The organism is Aeribacillus sp. FSL K6-1121 (assembly GCF_038003725.1).
GTDB classification, from domain to species: Bacteria; Bacillota; Bacilli; order Bacillales; family Aeribacillaceae; genus Aeribacillus; species Aeribacillus composti.
Genome location: NZ_JBBOPS010000001.1, coordinates 1,753,641 through 1,775,363 on the forward strand (window position 1 = coordinate 1,753,641; position 21,723 = coordinate 1,775,363).

Consider the following 21,723-nt stretch of genomic DNA (forward strand, 5'->3'; position numbering starts at 1 on the left):
CTTAAATTTGAGGCTTGGCTCAGGGTTGGAAAGATAATGGGAATAAGAGACAAGAACATGTTTTTCTTTTATTCGATTACAATTGCCATTTCCGCTTTTTACTCCATTATCCTCTTCCCCTGAATTCACAAGGTTTATCCGACAGTGTCGCCACTGAAGTGTGCCCTTATTGACACAAGCTGGTAAACTCCGGACAATTGAACTTCACGAAATAATCGCGGTCTGGATGTTTATTATCGAATACTTCCAACACTTCTGGGCTGTATTCAAATAAATATTTTGTATTTTTGTTGCCTAACAGCGTCAGATCTTTCAATTCATCATCTTTTCTTCCAGCCATCTTTTTTCATCCTTTCCTATTAATTTACACTCCGCGCTTGTTTCCCCAAACAAGTGCATGAAGCTGCGGCAAAACTCGAGCATCGTTCATTTCTTTTGATTGAACAGTCAATTCGATCAGCCATTCTAATTTTTCTAAAAGCTGATTTCTCAGGAGGTGATCATTTTGTTCGTTTACTTGATCATTTCCAGGCTGCAAATAAAATGAAATATTTGGATAGCGAAGGTGGACGTTTTTCGCGTAATCAAAATCTTCCTCATTAAAAACAACAACTTTTAGACTAACATTGTCTTTCCGTCCGCCATCGATCAGCCGCTTCATAATGTCATCAAGCACAGTAAAGTTCGTTTTCATCCCTGAACTAGGAGGCTTGGGAGAAAGAGTTAAATCATCGATTAGTAAAAACCAATCTTGATAACGGCTTCCCTGTGTCTCCAGTGCAGTGCGAAATCCTTGCTCCCTTAAAAGGATAATCAATTCATCCAATCCTCTAATCAATGCCGGATTTCCGCCCGAAATGGTGACGTGATTGAAGCGATCGCCGCCAAGCTCAATAAGATCGTCCAAAATTTCCGCTGCTGTCATTTGTTTAATTTCATCTTTTGCTGAACCGTTCCACGTAAAAGCTGAATCACACCAGCTGCATGAATAGTCGCAACCGGCCGTTCGGACAAACATTGTTTTTTGTCCGATCACCATTCCTTCCCCTTGAATGGTCGGTCCAAAAATCTCGATGACCGGTATTTTTTTCATTATTTCATCTCCCTTTTCGGGCGGTACACAACATAGCTTGTCGGCGTTTCTCTGACAAACACCTGCAAGCATTTCGGTTTATTCGGGAGTACATTTAAATGATCCTGGACAATTTCCCAAATTTTCCGTGCAACCACTTCTGTCGTTGGAAAGTCTTCGCTGTTTTGACCATTGAATACATCCGTATGGTCATTGAGCAGCGTATGGTCAAATCGATCATGAACCCATTTTTTTAAATGCTGAAAATTCACAAGGAATCCTGAATCATCAAGCTGATCACCGCAAATAGTGAGATTGACGAAATACGTGTGGCCATGTACACGGGCGCATTTCCCCGCTTTTTCATGCGGGATGTAGTGTGCAGCAGATATTTGCATATCTTTATTCAGCTCATAACTATAACTATGAAAAACTTGCGGATAAAATTGATGAAGCATCACGTATTAGCTCCTTTTTCAGCCAAATATTGTTCCAATCCCCTTTTTCTCAATAAGCAAGCAGGACATTCGCCGCATCCGTCGCCAATAATGCCGTTATAGCACGTCAACGTTTTTTCGCGAATGATATCGAACACCCCTAACTCATCGGCAAACTTCCACGTTTCCGCTTTATTGATCCACATAAGCGGCGTGTGAATCACAAAATCCTCTTCCATCGCTAAATTAATCGTTACATTGCAGGATTTTACGAACACGTCCCGGCAGTCAGGATAGCCGCTGAAATCCGTTTCACATACACCTGTCACAATATGTTTCGCTCCCAGTTGTTTCGCCAAAATGGCGGCAAATGTCAAAAAAACTAAATTCCTCCCCGGAACAAAAGTGTTGGGAAGCTCTCCTTCCTTTTGTTCAATTTCCATATTTGAACGCGTTAATGCATTCGGCGCCATTTGATTTAATAAGGACATGTCCAGCACATAATGAGGTATGCCGGCTTCGTTCGCAATGTTTTTCGCTGCTTCAATTTCCTGTGCATGCCGCTGATTATAATGAAACGTGACAGCGGTCACCTCATCAAATTGTTTCTTCGCCCAAAACAAACAAGTTGTACTGTCTTGTCCTCCGCTAAACACAACGACCGCTTTCTTATTATCCATTTGAAAACGCTCCTTTCTGAAAAAAGAAAGCCATTCACACTGCCTAGCTTAAACAGAAACTGATGCTTCTTTTTCTGCTACAGTGGCGGAAGCAAGCTGTTCAGAAGCCTTTCGAAATCATCATAAATCTATTCAACTTCTAAACCTTTCGCAAACATTGAAAAAACTATATCCCAAGGATATAGTTTTCCTTAGTTTTTTATAGAGGGTGTGCTAGAACCTCTCCCGTTTTTTCGAAACGGATTTTTATTCAAGTTGTATCTTATTATATCATACAGAATTGTTTATGCAAACGGCATGCTCCGACTGGAGTCACTCAAGACTTTGTGGGCAACTTTTTTAATCGCTATTTTTTGATAGCGAAATCACTTTTTTCAGGGTACTCTCTTGGTAAAAAAAATCTTCTTTTTCAAAAAACAAGATTGAGCCGAGCGTTTGTGGGCAATTTTTTATCCTCTAAATGTAGTCCATGATCATTCTACCAGGAGCAGCCGCACTTTCTCATATTACTGCCACACTTTCCCTTTCATTTAATGAGCAATCAGAGTTCTCATTAAATGAAGGCGCTAATTTTTACCTACAATAATTTTACTTATACCTCCGCATCATGCCTTTTCCAAGCCTCTATAGCGCGAGGTCGTTAATTCCTGAATATACTCTTTTAGTTCCGGCATTTCTTTTTTTCTAGCTAATTGAATGGCAAGGTCAATATCATATGGAACACGTATGTGCTGAATCGAAAAAGGAGCCCTTTTCTCCGAGTTGAACATGCCTTCCAAAATGCAGTAGGATGCTTCGGGCAGGTCCAGCGGATTACCGACACTGCCTGCATTAAAAAGCGTTTTGCCGGATAAATGCTGTATAAAGGCATTATGAACATCACCGTATCCGACAACATCCGGCTCCTTCGTTCCCAAACCGGTTTCAACGCTGTTTTCAAACATGGACAATCTTTTTTCAATCGAATCCCAAGGCTGTACCCTTATCCAGACGCTAAAAGGGGATGCATGAAAAAGCCGCAGCCGGCGGCCGCTCATATAAAAATCAATGGAAAACGGGAGGCTACGCAAATATTCTATGTCTTCTTGCGACAACTGATTTTGATGCCAGCGAACGACATCGTTTACATCTTCCCTTGTAATCAGCTCGTCCCAGTTTCCTTTTAAAACAAAATCGCAGGAGCTGCGGACGATATCGATCGCTTCTTTTGATTCAGGTCCTTTTCCGACAAGATCCCCTAAACAAAAAATTCGATCTACATTTCGCAAGCTTATATCTTTCAATACAGACGACAACGCTGGAATATTCCCATGTATATCAGAAATGACCGCGATTTTATCCAAATAAACTCCTCCTTCATTTCCCTACTATTTTATCATGATTTGTTATCGTCTGGAATTTTTTTGAACATTAATAATATGAAAAAGGCAATGCTCATATACCCGAACAGCGGATAAAGTGTGGAAATGAGCTTTCCGTATCCTATCAGGCTGACTAAATAACATAATAATAGGATGAAAATGACACCAGCGATTTTTGCCAAAGGCTTTTCCGATGATAATTGCCGTTCCAAACCATACAGATTGCCGATCAACGATGAAAATATTTCTCCAAAAATAACAAGGATGTATATGTAATAAAAGCCTGAAAACAGCTGCTTGACAATTTCAGCCATTGGGATTTCAAAAAGCCCGGCGTCCGGCAAATGCAGAAGGGAGAAATAGCTGGAAAATAAAATGAAGCTTAATCCGAGACCGCCTACAACTCCGCCCAATTTAATGGCGCTTTCATCCTTTATTGCGTTTGCGAGCGGAACAAGTACAGCCTGAGCAAGAGAGAGATTAAAAGAAACATATAAAAAGCTTGATTTGACTGGTTGAAACACTCCATCCAACGACAAATCGATAAAATCACCCCTTATGATGGCTTCAATGGAGATGATCAGGCTAAACAAAATAAAAAGCGGAACAACCAATAGATTGACGGAAGACAGCCCTTTGACTCCAAACGAAATCACAGCAATGGAAAGCACAATCGTAAAAAAAATTCCAAATTGCTTTGAAAGCGACAGTTGCTCTTCAAAAATCGCCCCCGCCCCCGACAGCATGACCGATGTGATGCCAATCAGCATCATAAACATCAAGCCGTTGACTACATAAGCTGACAACGTCCCAAACAAAAATTGGTTCAACTGCAAATACGAAGATGCATTAATGCGTCTTCCGATCAACATCATTTTCGTTCCCAGCCAAACAAATAAAACGGCAGAACAAATAATTCCAACAATTCCTCCAGCGCCGTATTTTGAAAAAAACTCAACGATCTCTTTTCCCGTTGCAAACCCTGCACCGATGACAGTGCCGATATAGACAGAAGCTATTTGAAGTGCCAATACCCATTTATTGCTCATGTTTCACCCACCTTACTTTATCAACAATATATGGACAAGAAGGGAAAAAAAGACGAAAAAAATTTATAAAAAAGACTTGAAAGTCAAAAAAGGTCAAAGTATAATAAAGTCAGAAAAGGTCAAACAGTGAATCTAACTATTGAATGATTGAGATTGTCTCTTTGATTCCAAAAGGTCAAAGAAAGTCAAAGAAGTTTCTTCTTTTAGTCAAAGTTAATCAAAGTCAAAAAGGAGGAATGCTATATGTTGTGTGAAAATTGCCAAACAAGAAAAGCCAATGTTTTATTAAATGTACAAATCAATCACAACAAACAAGAAATGCGTCTCTGTCAAGAATGCTATCAACAATATAAACAAAAAATCCCAAGTGGTTTTTACGGATTCAGCGGTTTCGATGAATTATTTCAATCATTTATGCCAAACTCTTTTGAGAGCTTTGACCAAGCTGTTCAAGCACAACCGAAATCAGGGGGCGGAAAACAGAACGGCTTCCTCGATCAATTCGGCCGAAATTTAACGGATGCTGCAAAAGCTGGGTTGATTGATCCTGTCATCGGCCGCGATGATGAGGTAAGACGAGTGATTGAAATTTTAAATCGACGCAATAAAAATAACCCGGTTTTAATCGGAGAACCAGGCGTAGGGAAAACAGCTATTGTGGAAGGACTAGCCTTAAAAATTTCTCAAGGAGACGTTCCGCAAAAACTAAAAAATAAAGAAGTTTATTTGCTGGATGTTTCATCACTTGTCGCCAACACGGGAATTCGCGGACAATTTGAACAGCGGATGAAGCAGCTAATTCAAGAATTGCAAGCCCGGAAAAACATCATCCTGTTTATCGATGAAATTCATCTATTAGTCGGCGCCGGTTCTGCGGAAGGTTCTATGGATGCCGGCAACATATTAAAGCCAGCGCTCGCCCGCGGTGAGCTTCAAGTTGTCGGAGCAACAACTCTAAAAGAATACCGGCAAATCGAAAAAGATGCAGCCCTTGAACGACGCTTCCAGCCGGTTATTGTGAAAGAACCTTCCATTGAAGAAGCGATCAGCATTTTAAAAGGAATTCAAGAAAAATATGAACAATACCATCAAGTCAAATATTCAGAAGATGCGATTAAAGCTTGCGTCACACTATCTCATCGATATATTCAAGACCGCTTTTTGCCTGACAAAGCCATCGATTTAATGGATGAAGCTGGTTCAAGATTAAACTTAAAAGCCGAGCCGGCTAATGAAGCAGACATCCACGAGCGGCTTAAACAAATTGCCCATGAAAAAGAAAAAGCGCTAAAGGAAGAACGATACGAACTTGCAGCTAAGCTTCGCGACGAAGAAGCTGCCCTTGAAAAGCAGCTTGAACAAGGAAAGGACAAACAGCAAGCAATCGTTCAAGTAGAAGACATTCAAAAAATCATCGAAGAAAAAACCGGCATACCAGTCGGCAAGCTGCAAGAGGATGAGCAAGCAAAAATGAAACATTTAGAAGAAAACTTGGCGAAAAAAATTATCGGCCAAGAGGATGCTGTCCGGAAAGTGGCAAAAGCCATTCGCCGCAGCCGCGCTGGATTGAAAGCAAAAAACCGACCAATCGGATCCTTCCTGTTCGTCGGCCCGACTGGCGTTGGAAAAACGGAATTGTCGAAAACATTAGCTTTGGAGCTGTTCGGTTCAAAAGATGCCATGATTCGCTTGGATATGAGTGAATATATGGAAAAACATTCTGTTTCAAAATTAATCGGCTCGCCTCCAGGCTATGTCGGACATGAAGAAGCAGGACAATTAACGGAAAAGGTTCGTCGCAACCCTTACTGCATTATCCTGCTGGATGAAATTGAAAAAGCTCATCCAGATGTACAGCACATTTTCTTGCAAATATTAGAAGACGGACGCTTGACAGACAGCCAAGGCCGCACCGTCAGCTTCAAAGATACGGTCATTATTATGACCTCTAACGCTGGAGCAGGTGCAAAACAAGTTCACGTCGGTTTTAACAGCACGGTGGAAAAAGAATCAAGCATCCTTGAATCTCTCGGTTCATTCTTTAAGCCTGAATTTTTAAACCGTTTCGATGCCATTATTGAATTTAAACCGCTTGATAAAGAAGATTATTTGAAAATAGTTGATTTGATGCTTGAAGAAGTTCGGAACACGTTGAAAGAACAAAACATTTCATTGGACGTAACAGAAAAAGCAAAAGAAAAATTGGTAGAAATCGGCTATCATCCATCGTTCGGCGCTCGTCCGCTTCGCCGCGTCATTCAAGAACATATTGAAGACAAAATTGCAGACATCCTGTTAGACGGTGAAGTGCACAATCATTTAATCGCCGACGTAGAAAATGAAGAAATTGTTATTCGTTCATAACAGCTGCCCTAACAGTCCATTAGGGCAGTTTTTTTATTTGGGAGCAGCATCGCAAAAATCGATTCCGATGAATGTGTCGTTTATTTTTTTTATCAAATATAAAATTTTCGTCTTTCTTTGTCGATATAATAATTGAATATAGAAAGAAGAAGGATTTGATGAACATGGACAAAACATCAATTATCGGCATTTTTTTAGGAATTATGGCAATTATTGTCGGCATGGTTTTAAAAGGTGTCAGTCTTTCCGTCTTAATCAATCCGGCAGCTATCGTCATTATTATCATCGGAACGATTGCTGCGGTCGTTATTGCCTTTCCGACAAATGAAATTAAAAGAGTACCGAAATTATTCCGCGTCTTATTTAAAGACACACAAACTTATACGATTCAAGAGTTGATTGTCCTTTTCTCTGAATGGGCGCAAATCGCAAGGAAAGAAGGATTGTTGGCGCTGGAAGCTAAGCTTCAGGAAATAGATGACCCATTTTTAAAGACCGGTTTAAGCATGGCTGTGGACGGTCAGTCTGCCGAGTTCATCCGAGATGTTATGACAGAAGAAATCAATGCAATGGAAGAGCGGCATGAAGCAGGCGCCGCCATTTTTTCTCAGGCCGGCACGTATGCTCCGACTCTTGGCGTATTAGGAGCTGTATTAGGTTTGATTGCCGCACTAGCCAATTTGGAAAATATTGAGGAGCTCGGACATTCGATCAGCGCCGCGTTCGTTGCTACTTTGCTCGGAATTTTTACAGGATATGTTTTATGGCACCCATTTGCGAACAAACTGAAACGGAAATCTCAGCAGGAGGTGCTCGTCCGCCAGGTGATGATCGAAGGCATTCTTTCCATTTTAGAAGGACAGGCACCGCGGACGATTCAGCAAAAATTGGCATTTTATCTTCCTGAAAAAGAGCGGGCAAAGATTTCTGATGAAGGAAGTGTTGCGTCCGATGCGTAGTAGAAAAAAAAACCGCAATGACCATCATACAGATGAAAGCTGGCTTATTCCCTATGCCGATATTTTAACCCTTTTGCTTGCGCTCTTTATCGTCCTATTTGCTCTCAGTTCGATAGATGCCCAAAAATTTGAGCGTTTGGCAAGAGCTTTCAATTCCAATTTTGACGGAGGCATAAGCGTTATAGAATATCCGAGCCCTCTACCACAACAAGAAATGGAAAACATCGAAGAAAACAAACAAAATGGAAAAGTGCAAAATGAGCCTCATGACAATGATGAATCGGGAAACAGCGATCAAGAGGAATTAGCGGAAGTTCAAAATCGGTTTAATCAATACATTGAAGAAAACAACTTGAAAAACAATATTAAAACATCACTAAACGAAGAGGGTTTGTTAATCACGATTCGGGACGATATATTGTTTGATTCAGGCAGCGCCAAAGTGAGAAAAAAAGATGAAATTTTGGCTACTGACATTGCCAAAATGCTCGCCATGGGCAGTGCCCGCAACGTGGTTATCAGCGGACATACAGACAATGTACCGATTCATAATTCAAACTTTGATTCAAACTGGCATTTAAGTGTTATGAGAGCCGTAAATGTGATGAAAATTATTTTAGAAAACAAAAATCTCGACCCAAGCAAGTTCAGTGCGAAAGGATACGGCGAATACAAACCCGTTGCTTCCAATGATACAGCAGAAGGAAGACAAAAAAACAGACGGGTGGAAATTCTAATTCTTCCAAACAATAAAAAAGCGGAGCCGAATTAAGCCGGTTCCGCTTTCATTTTTCTTTCGCATGGTACCCTACTTTTTTTAATAGATTAATCGCTGTTTCCTTCTCATCTTCTGTCAAAATATTCACGATCGAATCAATCATCTCTTGATGAGAAGGAAAGATTTCTTCAATCCATTTTCTCCCCTTTTCCGTTATTGCTGCATATGTGACACGGCGGTCTTTTGGGCATGCTTTTCGAACTAACAGCCCTTTTTGCTCTAATTTATCAATAACATACGTAATGCTGCCGCTAGCTAAAAGAATTTTTCCGCCGATTTGTTGAAGTGGCTGATCTCCTTTATGATACAAAAGCTCTAAAACGGCAAATTCCGTTAAGTTTAATCCATATGATTGAATGTGCTTGCTAACTTGATCATTCATTGCGCGATAAGCACGTGAAAGAACGATAAAAAATTTTAGAGATTTTTCAATACTGCTGTTTTCCTTAGCCAACTTTCATCATTCCTTTAGTATTTCAATGTCTTGAATTATAATAGTGAAACTTCTCATTATTGTCAATCACTGCATAGAAAATTTCAGAATAAAAAAACTTTTTTTAACCCGATCTTCTTTCAAAAGATCATGCTATAATAAAAAGGTTGATGAAAAAGAAGGAGTTTAAAGAAATGCTGGACTTAACACATCGCCATAAGGTTTTGCTTTACATTTTGATCGTAATCCTGCCCACTTTTCTGATTTCGTTTATCATATGGGAAAAACAAAAAAATATTCTCTTTTCGAAACATGAAAAAGAAGCCGTATATATGCTAGACATTCATCAAAGTCAAATTGACCGCTTAATCTCGGAAACAAAAACGAGAATGGAAACAATGGCGTTATTCATAGATCAAGAAAATAATCCAAACCAAATTCAAAGAGCTCTAAAAGAAACCCTACAACAAGAACCCCGCTTTACCGGCCTGTATATCGCAAATGCAGACGGAACAATAAAAATCGGCACTCAACCCGTTTCATTACATCATGACATCTCTTCGGAAAAATGTTTTCAATCTGCGCTCGCAACAAAAAAGACTGCTATTTCAGAAGTTCACGATAAAAAGCTTATCACGATCTGCACCCCGATTGTAAATCAGCAAAAAGATGTAAATGGCGTTTTATACGCCACATTAAGCATAAACTATATACAAAATATTATGAATGTACTGAGCCCAGATTTATATATCGTGGTGAGCGACACGAAGAACAACTTTCTTTTCAGTGCAGGCGAAAAAGAAAAGGACGCTTCCGAAAAATCTGTTCAAACTGATATTACCCAGCTTCCATGGGTGCTGAAAGCGTCGGTCGCTCCGGTCAAGCCGTTGGAAATCTCTCAAGTTGTTTTAACTTATGCCGCCATTGTATACATTTTTTTTAATATTATTTTTTTGTTGATCCAATATTATTTGCTGAAACGTAAAGCAAGATTGGAAGAAGAAAAAATTAAAGCGCAAAAGCTTGAACTGGTCGGTACTCTCGCTGCCAGCACAGCGCATGAAATCCGAAATCCTTTAACTGGAATTAGCGGTTTTATTCAACTGTTAAAGAAAAAATATCAGTCAGAAGAAGATCAGCATTATTTTTCCGTCATAGAAAAAGAGATCGACCGAATCAATGAAATTGTGAGCGAATTTCTCGTTCTCGGAAAACCAACCGCTCATAAACACAAACTGTACGACTTAAATCAGATTATCGACGAAGTCATGCCGATCATTAAATCGGAAATCAATCTCCATCGAACAAATTTTCAAGTTCATATGGATCGGCATAATCCTATTCGGATTTATTGTACAAAAAATCATATTAAACAAGTTTTGTTAAATTTAACGAAAAATGCTTTAGAAGCAATGGACATGAACGGATCATTAGAATTGATTGTCAAAAAAGAAGCAAATCTTGCAGTTATCAAAGTGATCGATACAGGGAAGGGGATTCCTGAAAAAATGATGGAAAAAATTTTTGATCCATTTTTTACGATGAAAGACAGCGGCACCGGACTTGGACTGGCAATATGCAAACGCATTGTCGATATGTATGACGGCACCATTGAGATTGAAAGCAAATTGAATGTCGGCACAACCGTGACGATAAAGCTGCCGCTATCAAATAAAAGCTGAAGCTCGATGTGATTCTGAACTGGGCGAAAAACAGCCTTCTTGTTCTAATGTAAGCCGCATCTAAAAATGCTTGATGATGCATTTGATGCAGGATTGGTAGAAACCGATGAAAGCGACGGTTTCTACCTTCTTTTATCTATTTTTGAATCAAAAACCGATTAGAGGACCGGGGCTAAAAAATGCTGAGTCGTACCCAATCATTTTCTTATGATGAATGATATCTTGACATGCGGCTTCCGCTTTTTCCTTTTCTTACTTTTTGAGAACGTGTTTTTTCCATTATTTTTACTGCACCTTTATAAACGATATAAATGCTCAAAAAAGCGAAGAACAGAGCGAGAAATCCCCATAGACCTTGCACAATATCTTCAAATTCCATATTTCCTCTATTCGTTATTTTTTGTTGAATCTCAATGGCAAACACTATGACAACTAGTACGGTCATTGTATAAATAAACGATATACATAAAATGCCGAATTTTGCTATATATTTAAATACCACATGTGTAATGAAAAAGATAACCATGCCGAAAATGCCGATGATCCAAAAATGCAGCTGTTTATCTGTTAATTGAAAACCAGCCATTTCTACTAAATGGATAATATTGTCATGAAAATCATTAATCAGTTCTACAATAAACAAGAGCGCTTCTTTCATATAAAATCTCCTTCTATTGATAAAATAACAAATCTATTATAAAACATTATTATCAAAATTTATTTTTTCTGAAAAGGGGTACGATTTTATGTACGACGTATATATTGGGAGTTTTTTATCAGCAATGTCTACAGGTTTAGGGGCTGTCCCGATTCTTTTTTTGCAAAAAACGATTAAACATAGAGGAAGAGATTTATTATTAGCATTCAGCGCTGGAATTATGATGGCTGCTTCCATGAGGGGGTTGATACCTGAAGCATTAGCAAACGGAAATATAATGAAAATGTGCATCGGATTAATACTTGGAGTGCTTATATTAACAATTTTAGAGAAAAATATTCCTCACATTGAACTGGAGCATACGAAAGAAGGAATACAATTTGACGAAAAAGCATTGCTCATTATCTCGGCGATCACCTTACATAATCTCCCGGAGGGTCTATCTGTCGGAGTAAGTTATGCCTCAGAGAAACAAGATTTAGGTCATCTAATTGCTCTTGCAATCGGGCTGCAAAATGCACCAGAAGGCTTATTAGTTGCGCTTTTTTTAATCAATCAGAACATTTCCCGCATCAAAGCCTTTTTCATTGCAACGTTGACAGGAGCGATCGAGATTGTCACATCTCTAATAGGGTTTTATTTAACAACATTTGTTGAATCTTTAGTTTCTTACGGTCTTGCTTTTGCTGCAGGAGCAATGCTTTTTATCATTTATAAAGAATTGATTCCGGAAAGCCACGGCGATGGTCATGAATTGACTTCGACATATTCTTTTATTTTCGGAATTTTATTTATGATTGTGCTGACTGAACTTTTTTAAGCTTGTCAAGTATGAGTTTTCTTTATTTTTCAACCGTTGCAACAAAAGGATTTGTTAATGTCCATTTCATAGGGTGGAAAATCGATTGATTTTTCTCATCGCTGCTTACCATTTGCTGGTATTTGTTTAAAAGCTTGTCCAGTTCTTGGCTCAGCTCAATCGTCTCTTTGCTGTTCATCCCGTTTATTTGAGCCATTTCAATCATTTTTTGCCTTTTTATTATGATTTCTATGAACAGCTTTTCTTTGCGCAGCTCTTCTTCCGTTGCCATTTCTCATATCCTCCTTCCAAATCTCGCGGTCTAAAGACACGCACTCGGTTATTATTACAGATTCTACTATTTTTGTAAATAGATTCGCAAATTTAGACAATATTTTTACACAAGTATTTGACAATCCTCTTTAATATTTACGTAAGGAGGATTGTCAAAACATTCATACAGTCATAAAAAGCTTATCCAAAAGACTTTTTAAAAGAAAAAATTCGACTTCTTTTTTACTCGCTGACAGCAGACCAAAGCTTATTGCCTCAATAACCGCTGCCGTTTTATAGGTCGGAGGACAATGTTTGAGCAATGATAAGATGCTTGTTTTCTATTTTAAAATATTGTCGGAAATTTCTTTCCTTTCATTAAGAAAAGCTGCGCTTATTTCTATCATCACAATGACAAGCCTAAAAAACAGCGCAATTTTATCGGATTTTTACAGCTGTTCCAGTTGCTACAACCATCATCATCCCATCTCGTAATGTTTCAAAGTCAAGATCCACTCCAATCACAGCATTGGCGCCCAGATTTTTAGCTTTCGCTGTCATTTCTTCAATAGCTATTTCCCTTCCTTCTGAAAGCTTGCTTTCATATGCGCCGCTTCTGCCGCCGACAATATCCGTAATGCCTGCCAAAAAATCGCGGACAATGTTTGCACCAAGAATAGTTGTACCGCTGACAATCCCCAAGTATTCTTCAATTTCCTTTCCTTGCAAAGAATTGGTTGTTGTAATAATCATGGATTTCCCTCCATTATTTATTTTTTTACTTTATTACGTTTGAAAAAACGTTTCGTTCCATTCCGATTCACAAATCATTCTACTTTTTCTCTAAATTGTAGTAAAATTGTAGTAAAAAGCGAAACCTTGCTTTCCGTTTGTTCGTAAATTTATTAAACAATGCTGACAGGGGTAGGATCATGAAATCGATATTCTTGTTTTTCATAAGAAGTTTTATTGCTGTTTGTTCGATGTCTGTTCTTTGGTTTGCCTTGTTTTTAGGATTTGACCAAGCTTTCATTCAATCGTCTTTGTATGCTGTTGCAGGCGGTATTATCGTCTATTATATCACCAAATGGCTGCAAAAAAGAAATTGGCTGAAGCAAAACGGATTGACAGCCAGTGAATACAAATATGTACAGGAAAATTTAAAAGAAGCAAGACAAAAAATTGCCCGACTGCAGCGCACCTTATTTAGAGCCCGATCGCTCGGAACGATTCAGCAGCTAGTCGAAGCAATCAGGCTTTCCAAACGTATATATCATGTCGTTGAAAAGGAGCCGAAACGCTTCTATCAAGGCGAATCATTCTTTTTCTATCATTTAGATTCTTGCGTGGAGCTTGCAGAAAAGTATACGTTTCTTTCCGCCCAGCCGATCCGCGATCAGAACGTTAAATCATCATTGGAAGAAACGAAACAGATGTTGAATCAAATTTGCGAATCATTGGAGAAAGATTTAATCACCGTTTTATCGAATGATATCGAACATCTTCAATTTGAATTAAATGTTGCGAAAAAACAAACAACGAAATGGAAAGATAGGTGATTACGTTGGAAGAAAAGAAAGAGTTGGATCTATTAGATGATCTATTAAAGGACCCATTTGGAGAAAAAGAAGATAAGCCCGCATCACCTTTAGCAGTCGGCGAAGAAGAACAGCCGAAAAAATTTATCGACATGCTCTCACAGGAGCATAAAGCAAAGGCTGCACAGCTGGCAGCTCAAATTGATTACAAAAACCGGCATTCGATCGTCCAATTTGGGGCTTCCGCTCAGCAAAAGCTCTCCAGTTTTTCCCACGAAATGCTGGACTATGTTCAAAAAAAGGATATCGGGCCTATAGGCGATATTTTAAAAGAGCTGATGAGCAAACTCGAACAAGTAAACCCGGAAGAATTAAAACCGGAAAAACGAAACTTCTTCTCTCGTCTTTTCAAGAAAATATCTAGTTCGATCAATGAAATTTTATCCAAATACCAAAAAATCGGGGCACAAATCGAACGCATTACAGTCCGGCTGGAAAATTCAAAAAAAGCGCTGATGTCCGATATTCAATTGCTCGATCGTTTATATGAGCATAATAAGGAATACTTTCACGCGCTAAACATTTACATCGCTGCTGGTGAATTAAAATTGGAGGAACTCCATACAAAAGTAATACCGGAATTGCAAAAAAAAGCGGAAGCAACTGGAGATCAAATGGCGGTTCAAGAAGTAAACGACATGCTTCAATTTGCTGATCGGTTGGAAAAACGGATCCATGATTTAAAGCTATCTAGGCAAATTACAATCCAAACGGCTCCGCAAATCCGGATGATTCAAAATATGAATCAAACATTAGCGGAAAAAATCCAATCCTCCATTTTGACGTCTATTCCTTTATGGAAAAACCAAATTGCGATCGCTCTCACCTTATATCGGCAAAAAGGAGCACTGGAGGCCCAAAAGCAAGTGACGAAAACGACGAACGAGCTGCTTTTGAAAAATGCAGAAATGCTGAAAGCAAACACAATTGAAACAGCCAGGGAAAATGAACGAGGCATCGTCGATATTGAAACGTTGAAAAAAACACAGGACGACCTAATTTCAACAATCGAAGAAACGCTCAGGATCCAACAGGAAGGACGTCTAAAAAGGCAGCAGGCTGAGCAAGAACTAATGCAGCTCGAGAAAGACTTAAAAACGAGACTATTGCAATTTAAACAAGAATAAAAAAGACAAACCGGGATGATTTTTATAGAGGAAAGATTTTACACATATACAGCTGTTGAGTGATTTCGTCCAAGCTTTTTTAAATGCTCATGCAGAACCGGCACGGCATTTACATCATATAAACAGCAAATTTTTTAAAAACTCTGCGCAGGCATCGCAGAGTTTTTCATTTTGAAAGGTTCTATGATGCCCAATTTTTGCATTGCTCTAATTGCAGCAAAAAAGCTTTTTTATCCGTTTGATTGCCTGCATAGCCTACAAGCGCTCCGTTTTTGCCAATCACCCGATGGCAAGGAATTATGATCGGGATAGGATTCGCTTTATTGGCTTGTCCAACTGCCCGAACAGCTTTCGGATTTCCGATCCCATCTGCAACATATTGATAGCTTCTAGCTTCACCGTATGGAATGTTCATCAACTCTTTCCATACTTTTTGCTGAAATGAAGTGCCTTTTGGAAAAATGGGAAGGGAAAATATTTTTCGTTTCCTTTGAAAATATTCCTTAAGCTGTTTCGCTGCCTCTTCCAATAGATCCGTTTTATGTTCCACAACTTTTGAAGATGCCAGAAGCTCTGTAAGCTCCTGCTCGTCCATCAACAAAGAGACAATTCGATTCTTTTCCTCTATAATCCCGATCGTTCCAATAGGGCTGTTCATTGTATGCAAAAAGTACATCCTACACACCTTCTTGACCATTGATAGGGAGCGAAATATAAAATGTCGTTCCATACCCTACTTTGCTTTTGACATCAATTTTCCCATTGTGCTCTTTAATAATTTTGTAGCTTACCATAAGACCTAGACCTGTTCCCCGCTCTTTCGTTGTATAAAACGGCTCCCCAAGCCGCTTCAGTTTATTTTTTGGAATGCCTGGCCCTTCATCTTGAATGGAAATTTGAACCCGGTGATCATCTTCTTTTGTGATCGAAACATAAATATTGCCTCCATTTGGCATCACTTCGATTGCATTTTTTAATATGTTAATAAAAACTTGTTTTAATTGATTGGGTTCGCAAAATATATCCGGCACTTCCCCATAGTCTAAATGAATTTGCACATTTACTAGAATAGCCTGTGCATTTAATAATTCTATCGTATCTTTCATGATTTTCACAATATTTTTTTGTTCAAATCGAACAGCTTGAGGCTTCGCCAAAATAAGAAATTCATCAATGATTGATTCAATTCGCTTCAGCTCAGAAGTAATGACATTGAAATACATGGAATAATCTTCTTTTATGCTTCCTTGCAGCAGCTGGATAAATCCTTTTAACGCTGTCATTGGATTGCGGATTTCATGGGCTATTCCGGCTGCCAATTCCCCAACAATATTGAGAGTGTCCGATTTTCTCAGCCGCTCTTCGATTTCTTTTCTTTCAGTGATATCGCGAAATATAACTAAATTCATATTTTCAATAATGTGGCGTTTAAATGAACATTCGAGAATTCTTTCCTGCTTATTTTTCACCGTAATCGCAAATTCTTTCGTCAACCCATCCATTTTCCAATCACTTTTAAAATGAATGGGAAAAAATCGGAATATGCAATCACGTCCAATTTGGTCTTGTGTTAATCCTAAAATTTGCATTGCAGCAGGATTGGCATCAACAATCAACCAATCATCATTAAACAGAAGAATGCCGTCCATCGCTCCGTTAAACACATTCCGGAATTTTTGTTCACTTTCACGCAATTCTTTTTCCATTCGTTTCCGGTCGCTGATATTTCGCAATATGGTCATATGGGTTTTTTCCTTCGGGTTGTATTTTGATGTGAATTCGAGCTGCTTCTTTTGTCCGTTCGGCATGTAAAACATTAATTCTTCCCGGATGGCACCGGATTTTAAATATTCATCTTTCACCTGCAAAAACTTTGGATCATTTGCATTGATAAATCGCATTAAATTGCTTTTCAACAGTTCATCAAAGGGGAGTTCAAATATGCGGCAAGCCCATTGATTCGCGCGTATAATATTTCCAAAATGATCCCAAATAAGGATGGCATCAAGAGCATTTTCAAAAATTTCTCTAAACCTTTCTTCACTCTTCAAAATTTGCTGTTCCATAAGCCTCTTCTCTGTAATATCGCGCAATATCGACATGTAAAATCCGTGTAAAATGTTTGACGTGGTCGTAAATTCAAAAATTTTTCGCGTTCCGTCTTTTAATCGGACAGGCATTTCTCCTTTCATTTTTCCTTTTTCAAACAATACTTCATAAAAATATTTTTTCATTTTCTCATCTTCGATAAAATCTGAAAATTTATAGTTTTTGAGTTCATCACTCGGAATGCAAAAGCTTGTACAAAATGATTGATTGGCATCTATAATAAATCCTTCGTAATCAAAAATAACAATGCCGTCAACAGCACGGTCAAATAAATCCGGAAACAGCTGTTCATTGATCGATCGTTCCTGTTCAAGAATTTTTTTCGAAGAAACATCCCGAAAAATAGCAAGATTGTATGTGCCGTAAATGTTCTCAATGATGCTGTATTCAACATATTTGATTCGGCCGTTTTCCAGTTTTAACATGAGTTCCGCATATTGCTGTTTTTCATGATCAGAAAAATTTTTTATAAATTCGTTTCCTGGCAGAGCTGCTACAAAATCATCTATCGACTTCTCTAGTATGACTTCTTTTTCCATTTCAAAAAGGCGGCATGCTGACTGATTTACTTGAAAAAACTTGCCGTGATGATCTAAAAGCACCATAGCATCTATTGATCGATCGAAAATTTCGTAATATTTTTTTAATTTTTCATTTTCTTGTTGCGCTTTTTTTAAACGCTTTGTCAACAAATCTTCTTCAATGGCTGCAATGTTTTGCTTCAAACTTCCCACCTCTCATTTTAACACTCTCAATATATTTACATTTTCTACAAATTACGTTAGAATCCTTCATGCACTGTCAATTTAGTCAATTCGATGTACCTTTCAGTACGACTGTTTACAAAATGTTGAATTTGTCTTATATTTTAAATCGAAACTTTTTTTGAAGGTGATAACATGAATGAGAGGAACAGCTACTTTGATAACGCCAAGTTTATATTAATTCTTCTTGTCGTGTTCGGCCATTTTATTCGATCGATGATTGAAGACAATTACATTATGATGAACATATACAAATTTATTTACACGTTTCATATGCCTGCGTTCATTTTAATTTCCGGCTTTTTTGCCAAAGGGTTTAACAAACAGGGATACGTTAAAAAAATAGCAAAAAAACTCATTTTGCCATATTTCATTTTTCATGGCATCTATACAGTTTATTATGTTTTGATTAAAGGCGACAATCTGCTCCATTCAATTGATCCTTTGAATCCGCACTGGTCCCTCTGGTTTTTAATAAGTTTGTTTTTCTGGAACGTCATGCTGATCCCGTTTTCTAAATTGAATAAATTGGTCGCTTTAGGACTTTCGTTCTTTATCGGTATTGCAGCTGGATATTTTGATTTCATCAGCAACTATTTGAGCTTGTCACGTACACTAGTCTTTTTTCCTATTTTTTTAATAGGTTTTTATTTAAAGAAAGAACATTTTGCCATGATGACGAAGCTGCCTGCAAGATCTTTAGGGGCAAGTGCTCTGTTGCTTACATTTGTGACGTATTTCTATTTGCCTTTTGAGTATGAGTGGCTGTTCGGTTCCATGCCTTATTCAGCTTTTGGCGAAACGGATATCTTTTCAGGGCTGGTGCGGCTCGGATTTTATTTTCTTACTTTGATTACGACGTTCGGATTTTTCTCGTTAATACCGAAAAAGCGTCAATTTTTCACTGAATGGGGCACAAGAACTTTTTACGTTTATTTATTGCACGGATTTATCATTCAATCGTTCAGAGACAGCGAACTTGAAAGCTGGCTTACAGAAATAGAAAGCATCACGGTATTCGCCATTGTTTCAATTGTCGTTACATTCTTGCTGTCGAGCCGCTTTGTCAAAACGATCGCACAGCCAATCATTGAACTTCGAGCGACAATGCTAAAAAAAATAGTAAAAGGCTTATAAGACCGGGGCTGACGCACACAGACAGTCACATCACATAAATAGAACGGCTTCTAATAGCTTTTCAGAAATAGGTCTTTTCTACAGTCCGAGATGCTGAAACAACAATCTAGAGTAGTTAGAGAAATAACTTCAAAGGCGTCGCAGTTCCTAAACTTTCTAACTTTAAAAACAAGTCATAAGTCAGAGGTCCTAGCGGGGTATGGAAAATTCGAACATTTGCCAAAAAAATCTGGCGAGGCCCCTCGATGGACTTCGCCAGATGTTCAATTTTTTAGTCAATCCATTCAGCAATCTTCAATGATGAGATAGGCTGTTTTAATTGGCCCATGTACGCCAACCACTAAGTTCATTTCAATATCCGCTGAATTACTCGGTCCTGTAATAAAATTAATGCAGGAAGAAATCGTTTCGCCTTTTTCCACCATTTGATGAAATTTTCTGGCGGCCTGTGTCATTCTAGGGAGGATCGTGCTTTTCGGAATAATGGAAATATACGTTGTCGGCAAAAGGCTGACCGCCCTTCCTTTCCCTCCCCCATTCAACAAGACAACCGTTCCGGATTCAGCCAGTGTATAATCGCTGAACGTAATTCCGATATTTGCTCTTTCCGCAATTTGAATATTTTCTTTTCCAAGCTCAGGATCCCATATATGCACGTCTGTTCCTTCGTTTGGCAATTCCTCCAATAAAAAAGGCATCAGCCCGAATGCTTCAAACCGATGATCGTCCCACGTCACAATCGGACCGCCTCCATAAAAAGCAATCGCCTCTTTCAGCGTATTTTTCAATGATTTGGAAGTCGTTCTGTATACATCGACATGAACATTTTTACATTGTTTTATAAATGCATCAACCAGTTCGTCGGAAGAATAACCAGCAAGTGTTTTTTCTTGAGGGTGAAATGACCAGCTGGGCCGTTCCACCCCTTCCTTCCGGGGATTTCGTCCTAACCTTTGAGCTATCATCTGCAAAAACGAATCTCGATTTTGAATCGTTCCGTTCATGAACGATCACCACTTTCTTTTTTACGATTGTGAAACCATTCGCGAAAGCTGTTTTTTTCCGGTGCCGGGAAATCACGTATGGACGTCCAATTTTTCAAAGGACCTGGTCCATTGGAAATTTTCCCGTCTTTCGAAAACGGTTTGAGGGCTGCTGGCGCCAGTTTTGTTCCCCACTGATACAGTTTTTGATTCGATGCTCCTATTCCAAATGCCTTCATCGCCAGCTTCTCGCTTATTGGCGCTCGCCCTTCCCGCTCGACAATTACTTGCCGATGCTTATGGAGAAGTTCATGAAGCGGAATTTTTACGGGGCATGCTTCCGTACAAGCGGCACATAGTGTGGAAGCATAAGGCAATTCCTTAAAATCATCATAACCGCCAAAAAGCGGCGTCAATACAGCGCCAATCGGACCTGGGTAAATCGATCCGTACGAGTGGCCGCCTATATGCCGATATACAGGACAGACGTTAATGCACGCTGCACAACGAATGCATTGAAGAACAGGCTGGAATTCAGTTCCTAAAATTTTGCTACGTCCGTTATCAACAATCACCAAATGGAATTCTTCCGGTCCGTCAACATCCTCTTTTTGTTTCGGACCAGTTAAAACCGTTATATAGCTCGTTAATTTTTGACCGACTGCACTCCTTGTCAAAAGACTGACAAGCACATCAAGTTCTTCGAATGTTGGAACTATTCTTTCCATCCCCATGACAGTTATTTGTGTTTTCGGAATGGTCGTCACCATGCGGGCATTTCCCTCATTTGTCACTAAACAAAACGATCCGGACTCGGCAATGGCAAAATTGCATCCTGTGATGCCGACATCCGCTGTTAAAAATTCCTCCCTAAGCATTTTTCTCGCATGGAGTGCAAGCTCCTCAGGCTTTTCTGTTTTCTCATACCCAAGTTTTCGCTGAAACACATCTCGAATTTGTTCCTTATTTTTATGCAGGGCTGGGGCTACAATGTGCGAAGGCGGATCATGATCATCAATCTGCAATATATATTCGCCTAGATCCGTTTCAATAACTTCACAGCCCGCTTCCTCCAAACATTGATTCATATGAATTTCTTCCGTCACCATCGATTTCGATTTGACAATTTTGCGAGCCTTTTTTTTCTTGATAACGCTTTGGATGTAATCGTTCGCTTCCTCCGCTGTTTGAGCAAAAAAAACATGTCCGCCCCTTTTTGCAACATTTTCGCTTAACTGGTGTAAATAATAGTCCAAATTTTCCAATGTATGCTTTCTGATTTGTTCACCGAGCGATCTCCATTCTTCCCAATTGCCAAGCTCTTCAGCAGCTTCCAGACGTCTTTTTCTCAGCCTTTCTTGAGCATCTTGGACTGCATTTCTCATAAAATCGTTTTCAATATTTTTTTGCACCCTTTGATCAAACGGCTGATCCGAAATTTTCATTGCCATCCTGCTTTC

General features: G+C 38.9%; 21 protein-coding genes, 1 pseudogene and 1 riboswitch. Of the genes and pseudogenes, 8 read left to right on the forward strand and 14 right to left on the reverse strand.

Annotated features, from left to right (window positions below; genetic code table 11):
• Positions 1–166: 166 nt before the first annotated feature.
• The 6 genes and pseudogenes from NSQ61_RS08575 to NSQ61_RS08600 all read right to left on the reverse strand — a co-directional run bounded on the left by NSQ61_RS08575 (position 167) and on the right by NSQ61_RS08600 (position 4,599).
• The gene (locus tag NSQ61_RS08575) at positions 167–340 is read right to left on the reverse strand and encodes a hypothetical protein (RefSeq protein ID WP_375338788.1); all 174 of its coding nucleotides are present in this window, start codon (positions 338–340) and stop codon (positions 167–169) included.
• Positions 341–364: 24 nt separating this feature from the next.
• Positions 365–1,093: a 7-carboxy-7-deazaguanine synthase QueE gene (queE, locus tag NSQ61_RS08580; protein WP_066247946.1), complete on the reverse strand. Its 729-nt coding sequence runs from the start codon at positions 1,091–1,093 to the stop codon at positions 365–367.
• Positions 1,093–1,530, reverse strand: coding sequence for a 6-carboxytetrahydropterin synthase QueD (gene queD, locus NSQ61_RS08585; RefSeq protein WP_063389356.1), 438 nt, complete (start codon positions 1,528–1,530; stop codon positions 1,093–1,095). Before queD ends, queE begins: the two co-directional genes overlap by 1 nt.
• Positions 1,530–2,228 (reverse strand): annotated as a pseudogene (gene queC, locus NSQ61_RS08590) (7-cyano-7-deazaguanine synthase QueC); the annotation flags it as partial. The gene queD and the pseudogene queC, both read right to left, overlap by 1 nt.
• Before the next feature lie 146 nt (positions 2,229–2,374).
• Positions 2,375–2,418: riboswitch (PreQ1 riboswitch) on the reverse strand.
• A 376-nt stretch (positions 2,419–2,794) separates the two neighbouring features.
• Complete coding sequence (locus NSQ61_RS08595) at positions 2,795–3,532, reverse strand: metallophosphoesterase family protein (RefSeq protein WP_063389358.1); 738 nt, start codon at positions 3,530–3,532, stop codon at positions 2,795–2,797.
• A gap of 32 nt (positions 3,533–3,564) precedes the next feature.
• Positions 3,565–4,599, reverse strand: a complete 1,035-nt coding sequence (locus NSQ61_RS08600; protein ID WP_327848614.1) for a YkvI family membrane protein — start codon at positions 4,597–4,599, stop codon at positions 3,565–3,567.
• Positions 4,600–4,842: 243 nt separating this feature from the next.
• Here NSQ61_RS08600 and NSQ61_RS08605 point away from each other — a divergent pair, with 243 nt between their 5' ends.
• From NSQ61_RS08605 to motB, 3 genes are all read left to right on the forward strand, one after another.
• The gene (locus NSQ61_RS08605; RefSeq protein WP_327847896.1) at positions 4,843–6,963 is read left to right on the forward strand and encodes an ATP-dependent Clp protease ATP-binding subunit; all 2,121 of its coding nucleotides are present in this window, start codon (positions 4,843–4,845) and stop codon (positions 6,961–6,963) included.
• Between the two features lie 164 nt (positions 6,964–7,127).
• Positions 7,128–7,922 carry a flagellar motor stator protein MotA gene (gene motA / locus NSQ61_RS08610; protein WP_063389457.1) on the forward strand — a complete coding sequence of 265 codons (795 nt, stop codon included), beginning with the start codon at positions 7,128–7,130 and terminating at the stop codon, positions 7,920–7,922.
• Positions 7,915–8,694: a flagellar motor protein MotB gene (gene motB / locus NSQ61_RS08615; protein ID WP_340806741.1), complete on the forward strand. Its 780-nt coding sequence runs from the start codon at positions 7,915–7,917 to the stop codon at positions 8,692–8,694. Before motA ends, motB begins: the two co-directional genes overlap by 8 nt.
• A 13-nt stretch (positions 8,695–8,707) precedes the next feature.
• On the opposite strand, the gene NSQ61_RS08620 is transcribed toward motB, so the two are convergent.
• Positions 8,708–9,154 (reverse strand): MarR family winged helix-turn-helix transcriptional regulator, encoded by a 447-nt coding sequence (locus NSQ61_RS08620; RefSeq protein ID WP_063389362.1) that lies wholly within the window; start codon positions 9,152–9,154, stop codon positions 8,708–8,710.
• A 173-nt stretch (positions 9,155–9,327) separates the two neighbouring features.
• Between NSQ61_RS08620 and NSQ61_RS08625 the strand changes: the two genes are divergently transcribed.
• Entirely contained in the window at positions 9,328–10,815 is a 1,488-nt protein-coding gene (locus tag NSQ61_RS08625; protein WP_063389363.1) for an ATP-binding protein, read from the forward strand.
• Positions 10,816–11,020: 205 nt separating this feature from the next.
• Here the strand turns inward: NSQ61_RS08625 and NSQ61_RS08630 are convergent, their stop codons facing one another.
• A complete protein-coding gene (locus tag NSQ61_RS08630; protein WP_340806743.1) occupies positions 11,021–11,473 on the reverse strand; it encodes a hypothetical protein in 453 nt (150 codons plus the stop codon).
• 88 nt (positions 11,474–11,561) lie between these two features.
• On the opposite strand from NSQ61_RS08630, the gene NSQ61_RS08635 reads away from it, so the two are divergent.
• A complete protein-coding gene (locus tag NSQ61_RS08635) occupies positions 11,562–12,293 on the forward strand; it encodes a ZIP family metal transporter (RefSeq protein WP_063389365.1) in 732 nt (243 codons plus the stop codon).
• 22 nt (positions 12,294–12,315) lie between these two features.
• Here NSQ61_RS08635 and NSQ61_RS08640 read toward each other — a convergent pair whose 3' ends face one another.
• The gene (locus NSQ61_RS08640) at positions 12,316–12,564 is read right to left on the reverse strand and encodes an aspartyl-phosphate phosphatase Spo0E family protein (RefSeq protein ID WP_066247934.1); all 249 of its coding nucleotides are present in this window, start codon (positions 12,562–12,564) and stop codon (positions 12,316–12,318) included.
• Between the two features lie 419 nt (positions 12,565–12,983).
• Positions 12,984–13,298 (reverse strand): YbjQ family protein, encoded by a 315-nt coding sequence (locus NSQ61_RS08645; protein ID WP_340806745.1) that lies wholly within the window; start codon positions 13,296–13,298, stop codon positions 12,984–12,986.
• Positions 13,299–13,477: 179 nt separating this feature from the next.
• Between NSQ61_RS08645 and NSQ61_RS08650 the strand changes: the two genes are divergently transcribed.
• Positions 13,478–14,104: a 5-bromo-4-chloroindolyl phosphate hydrolysis family protein gene (locus tag NSQ61_RS08650; protein ID WP_063389368.1), complete on the forward strand. Its 627-nt coding sequence runs from the start codon at positions 13,478–13,480 to the stop codon at positions 14,102–14,104.
• 5 nt (positions 14,105–14,109) lie between these two features.
• Complete coding sequence (locus NSQ61_RS08655; protein WP_340806748.1) at positions 14,110–15,270, forward strand: toxic anion resistance protein; 1,161 nt, start codon at positions 14,110–14,112, stop codon at positions 15,268–15,270.
• Positions 15,271–15,451: 181 nt separating this feature from the next.
• On the opposite strand, the gene NSQ61_RS08660 is transcribed toward NSQ61_RS08655, so the two are convergent.
• Both NSQ61_RS08660 and NSQ61_RS08665 read right to left on the reverse strand, forming a co-directional pair.
• The gene (locus NSQ61_RS08660; RefSeq protein WP_063389369.1) at positions 15,452–15,946 is read right to left on the reverse strand and encodes a methylated-DNA--[protein]-cysteine S-methyltransferase; all 495 of its coding nucleotides are present in this window, start codon (positions 15,944–15,946) and stop codon (positions 15,452–15,454) included.
• Between the two features lies 1 nt (position 15,947).
• Positions 15,948–18,104: a PAS domain-containing sensor histidine kinase gene (locus tag NSQ61_RS08665; RefSeq protein ID WP_340806750.1), complete on the reverse strand. Its 2,157-nt coding sequence runs from the start codon at positions 18,102–18,104 to the stop codon at positions 15,948–15,950.
• 174 nt (positions 18,105–18,278) lie between these two features.
• On the opposite strand from NSQ61_RS08665, the gene NSQ61_RS08670 reads away from it, so the two are divergent.
• Positions 18,279–19,280 carry an acyltransferase family protein gene (locus tag NSQ61_RS08670; RefSeq protein WP_066247926.1) on the forward strand — a complete coding sequence of 334 codons (1,002 nt, stop codon included), beginning with the start codon at positions 18,279–18,281 and terminating at the stop codon, positions 19,278–19,280.
• Between the two features lie 284 nt (positions 19,281–19,564).
• Here NSQ61_RS08670 and NSQ61_RS08675 read toward each other — a convergent pair whose 3' ends face one another.
• A complete protein-coding gene (locus NSQ61_RS08675; protein ID WP_066247924.1) occupies positions 19,565–20,284 on the reverse strand; it encodes a LutC/YkgG family protein in 720 nt (239 codons plus the stop codon).
• The gene (locus NSQ61_RS08680) at positions 20,281–21,714 is read right to left on the reverse strand and encodes a LutB/LldF family L-lactate oxidation iron-sulfur protein (RefSeq protein WP_063389373.1); all 1,434 of its coding nucleotides are present in this window, start codon (positions 21,712–21,714) and stop codon (positions 20,281–20,283) included. The genes NSQ61_RS08675 and NSQ61_RS08680 overlap by 4 nt, the downstream gene beginning before the upstream one ends.
• Between the last annotated feature and the right edge of the window lie 9 nt (positions 21,715–21,723).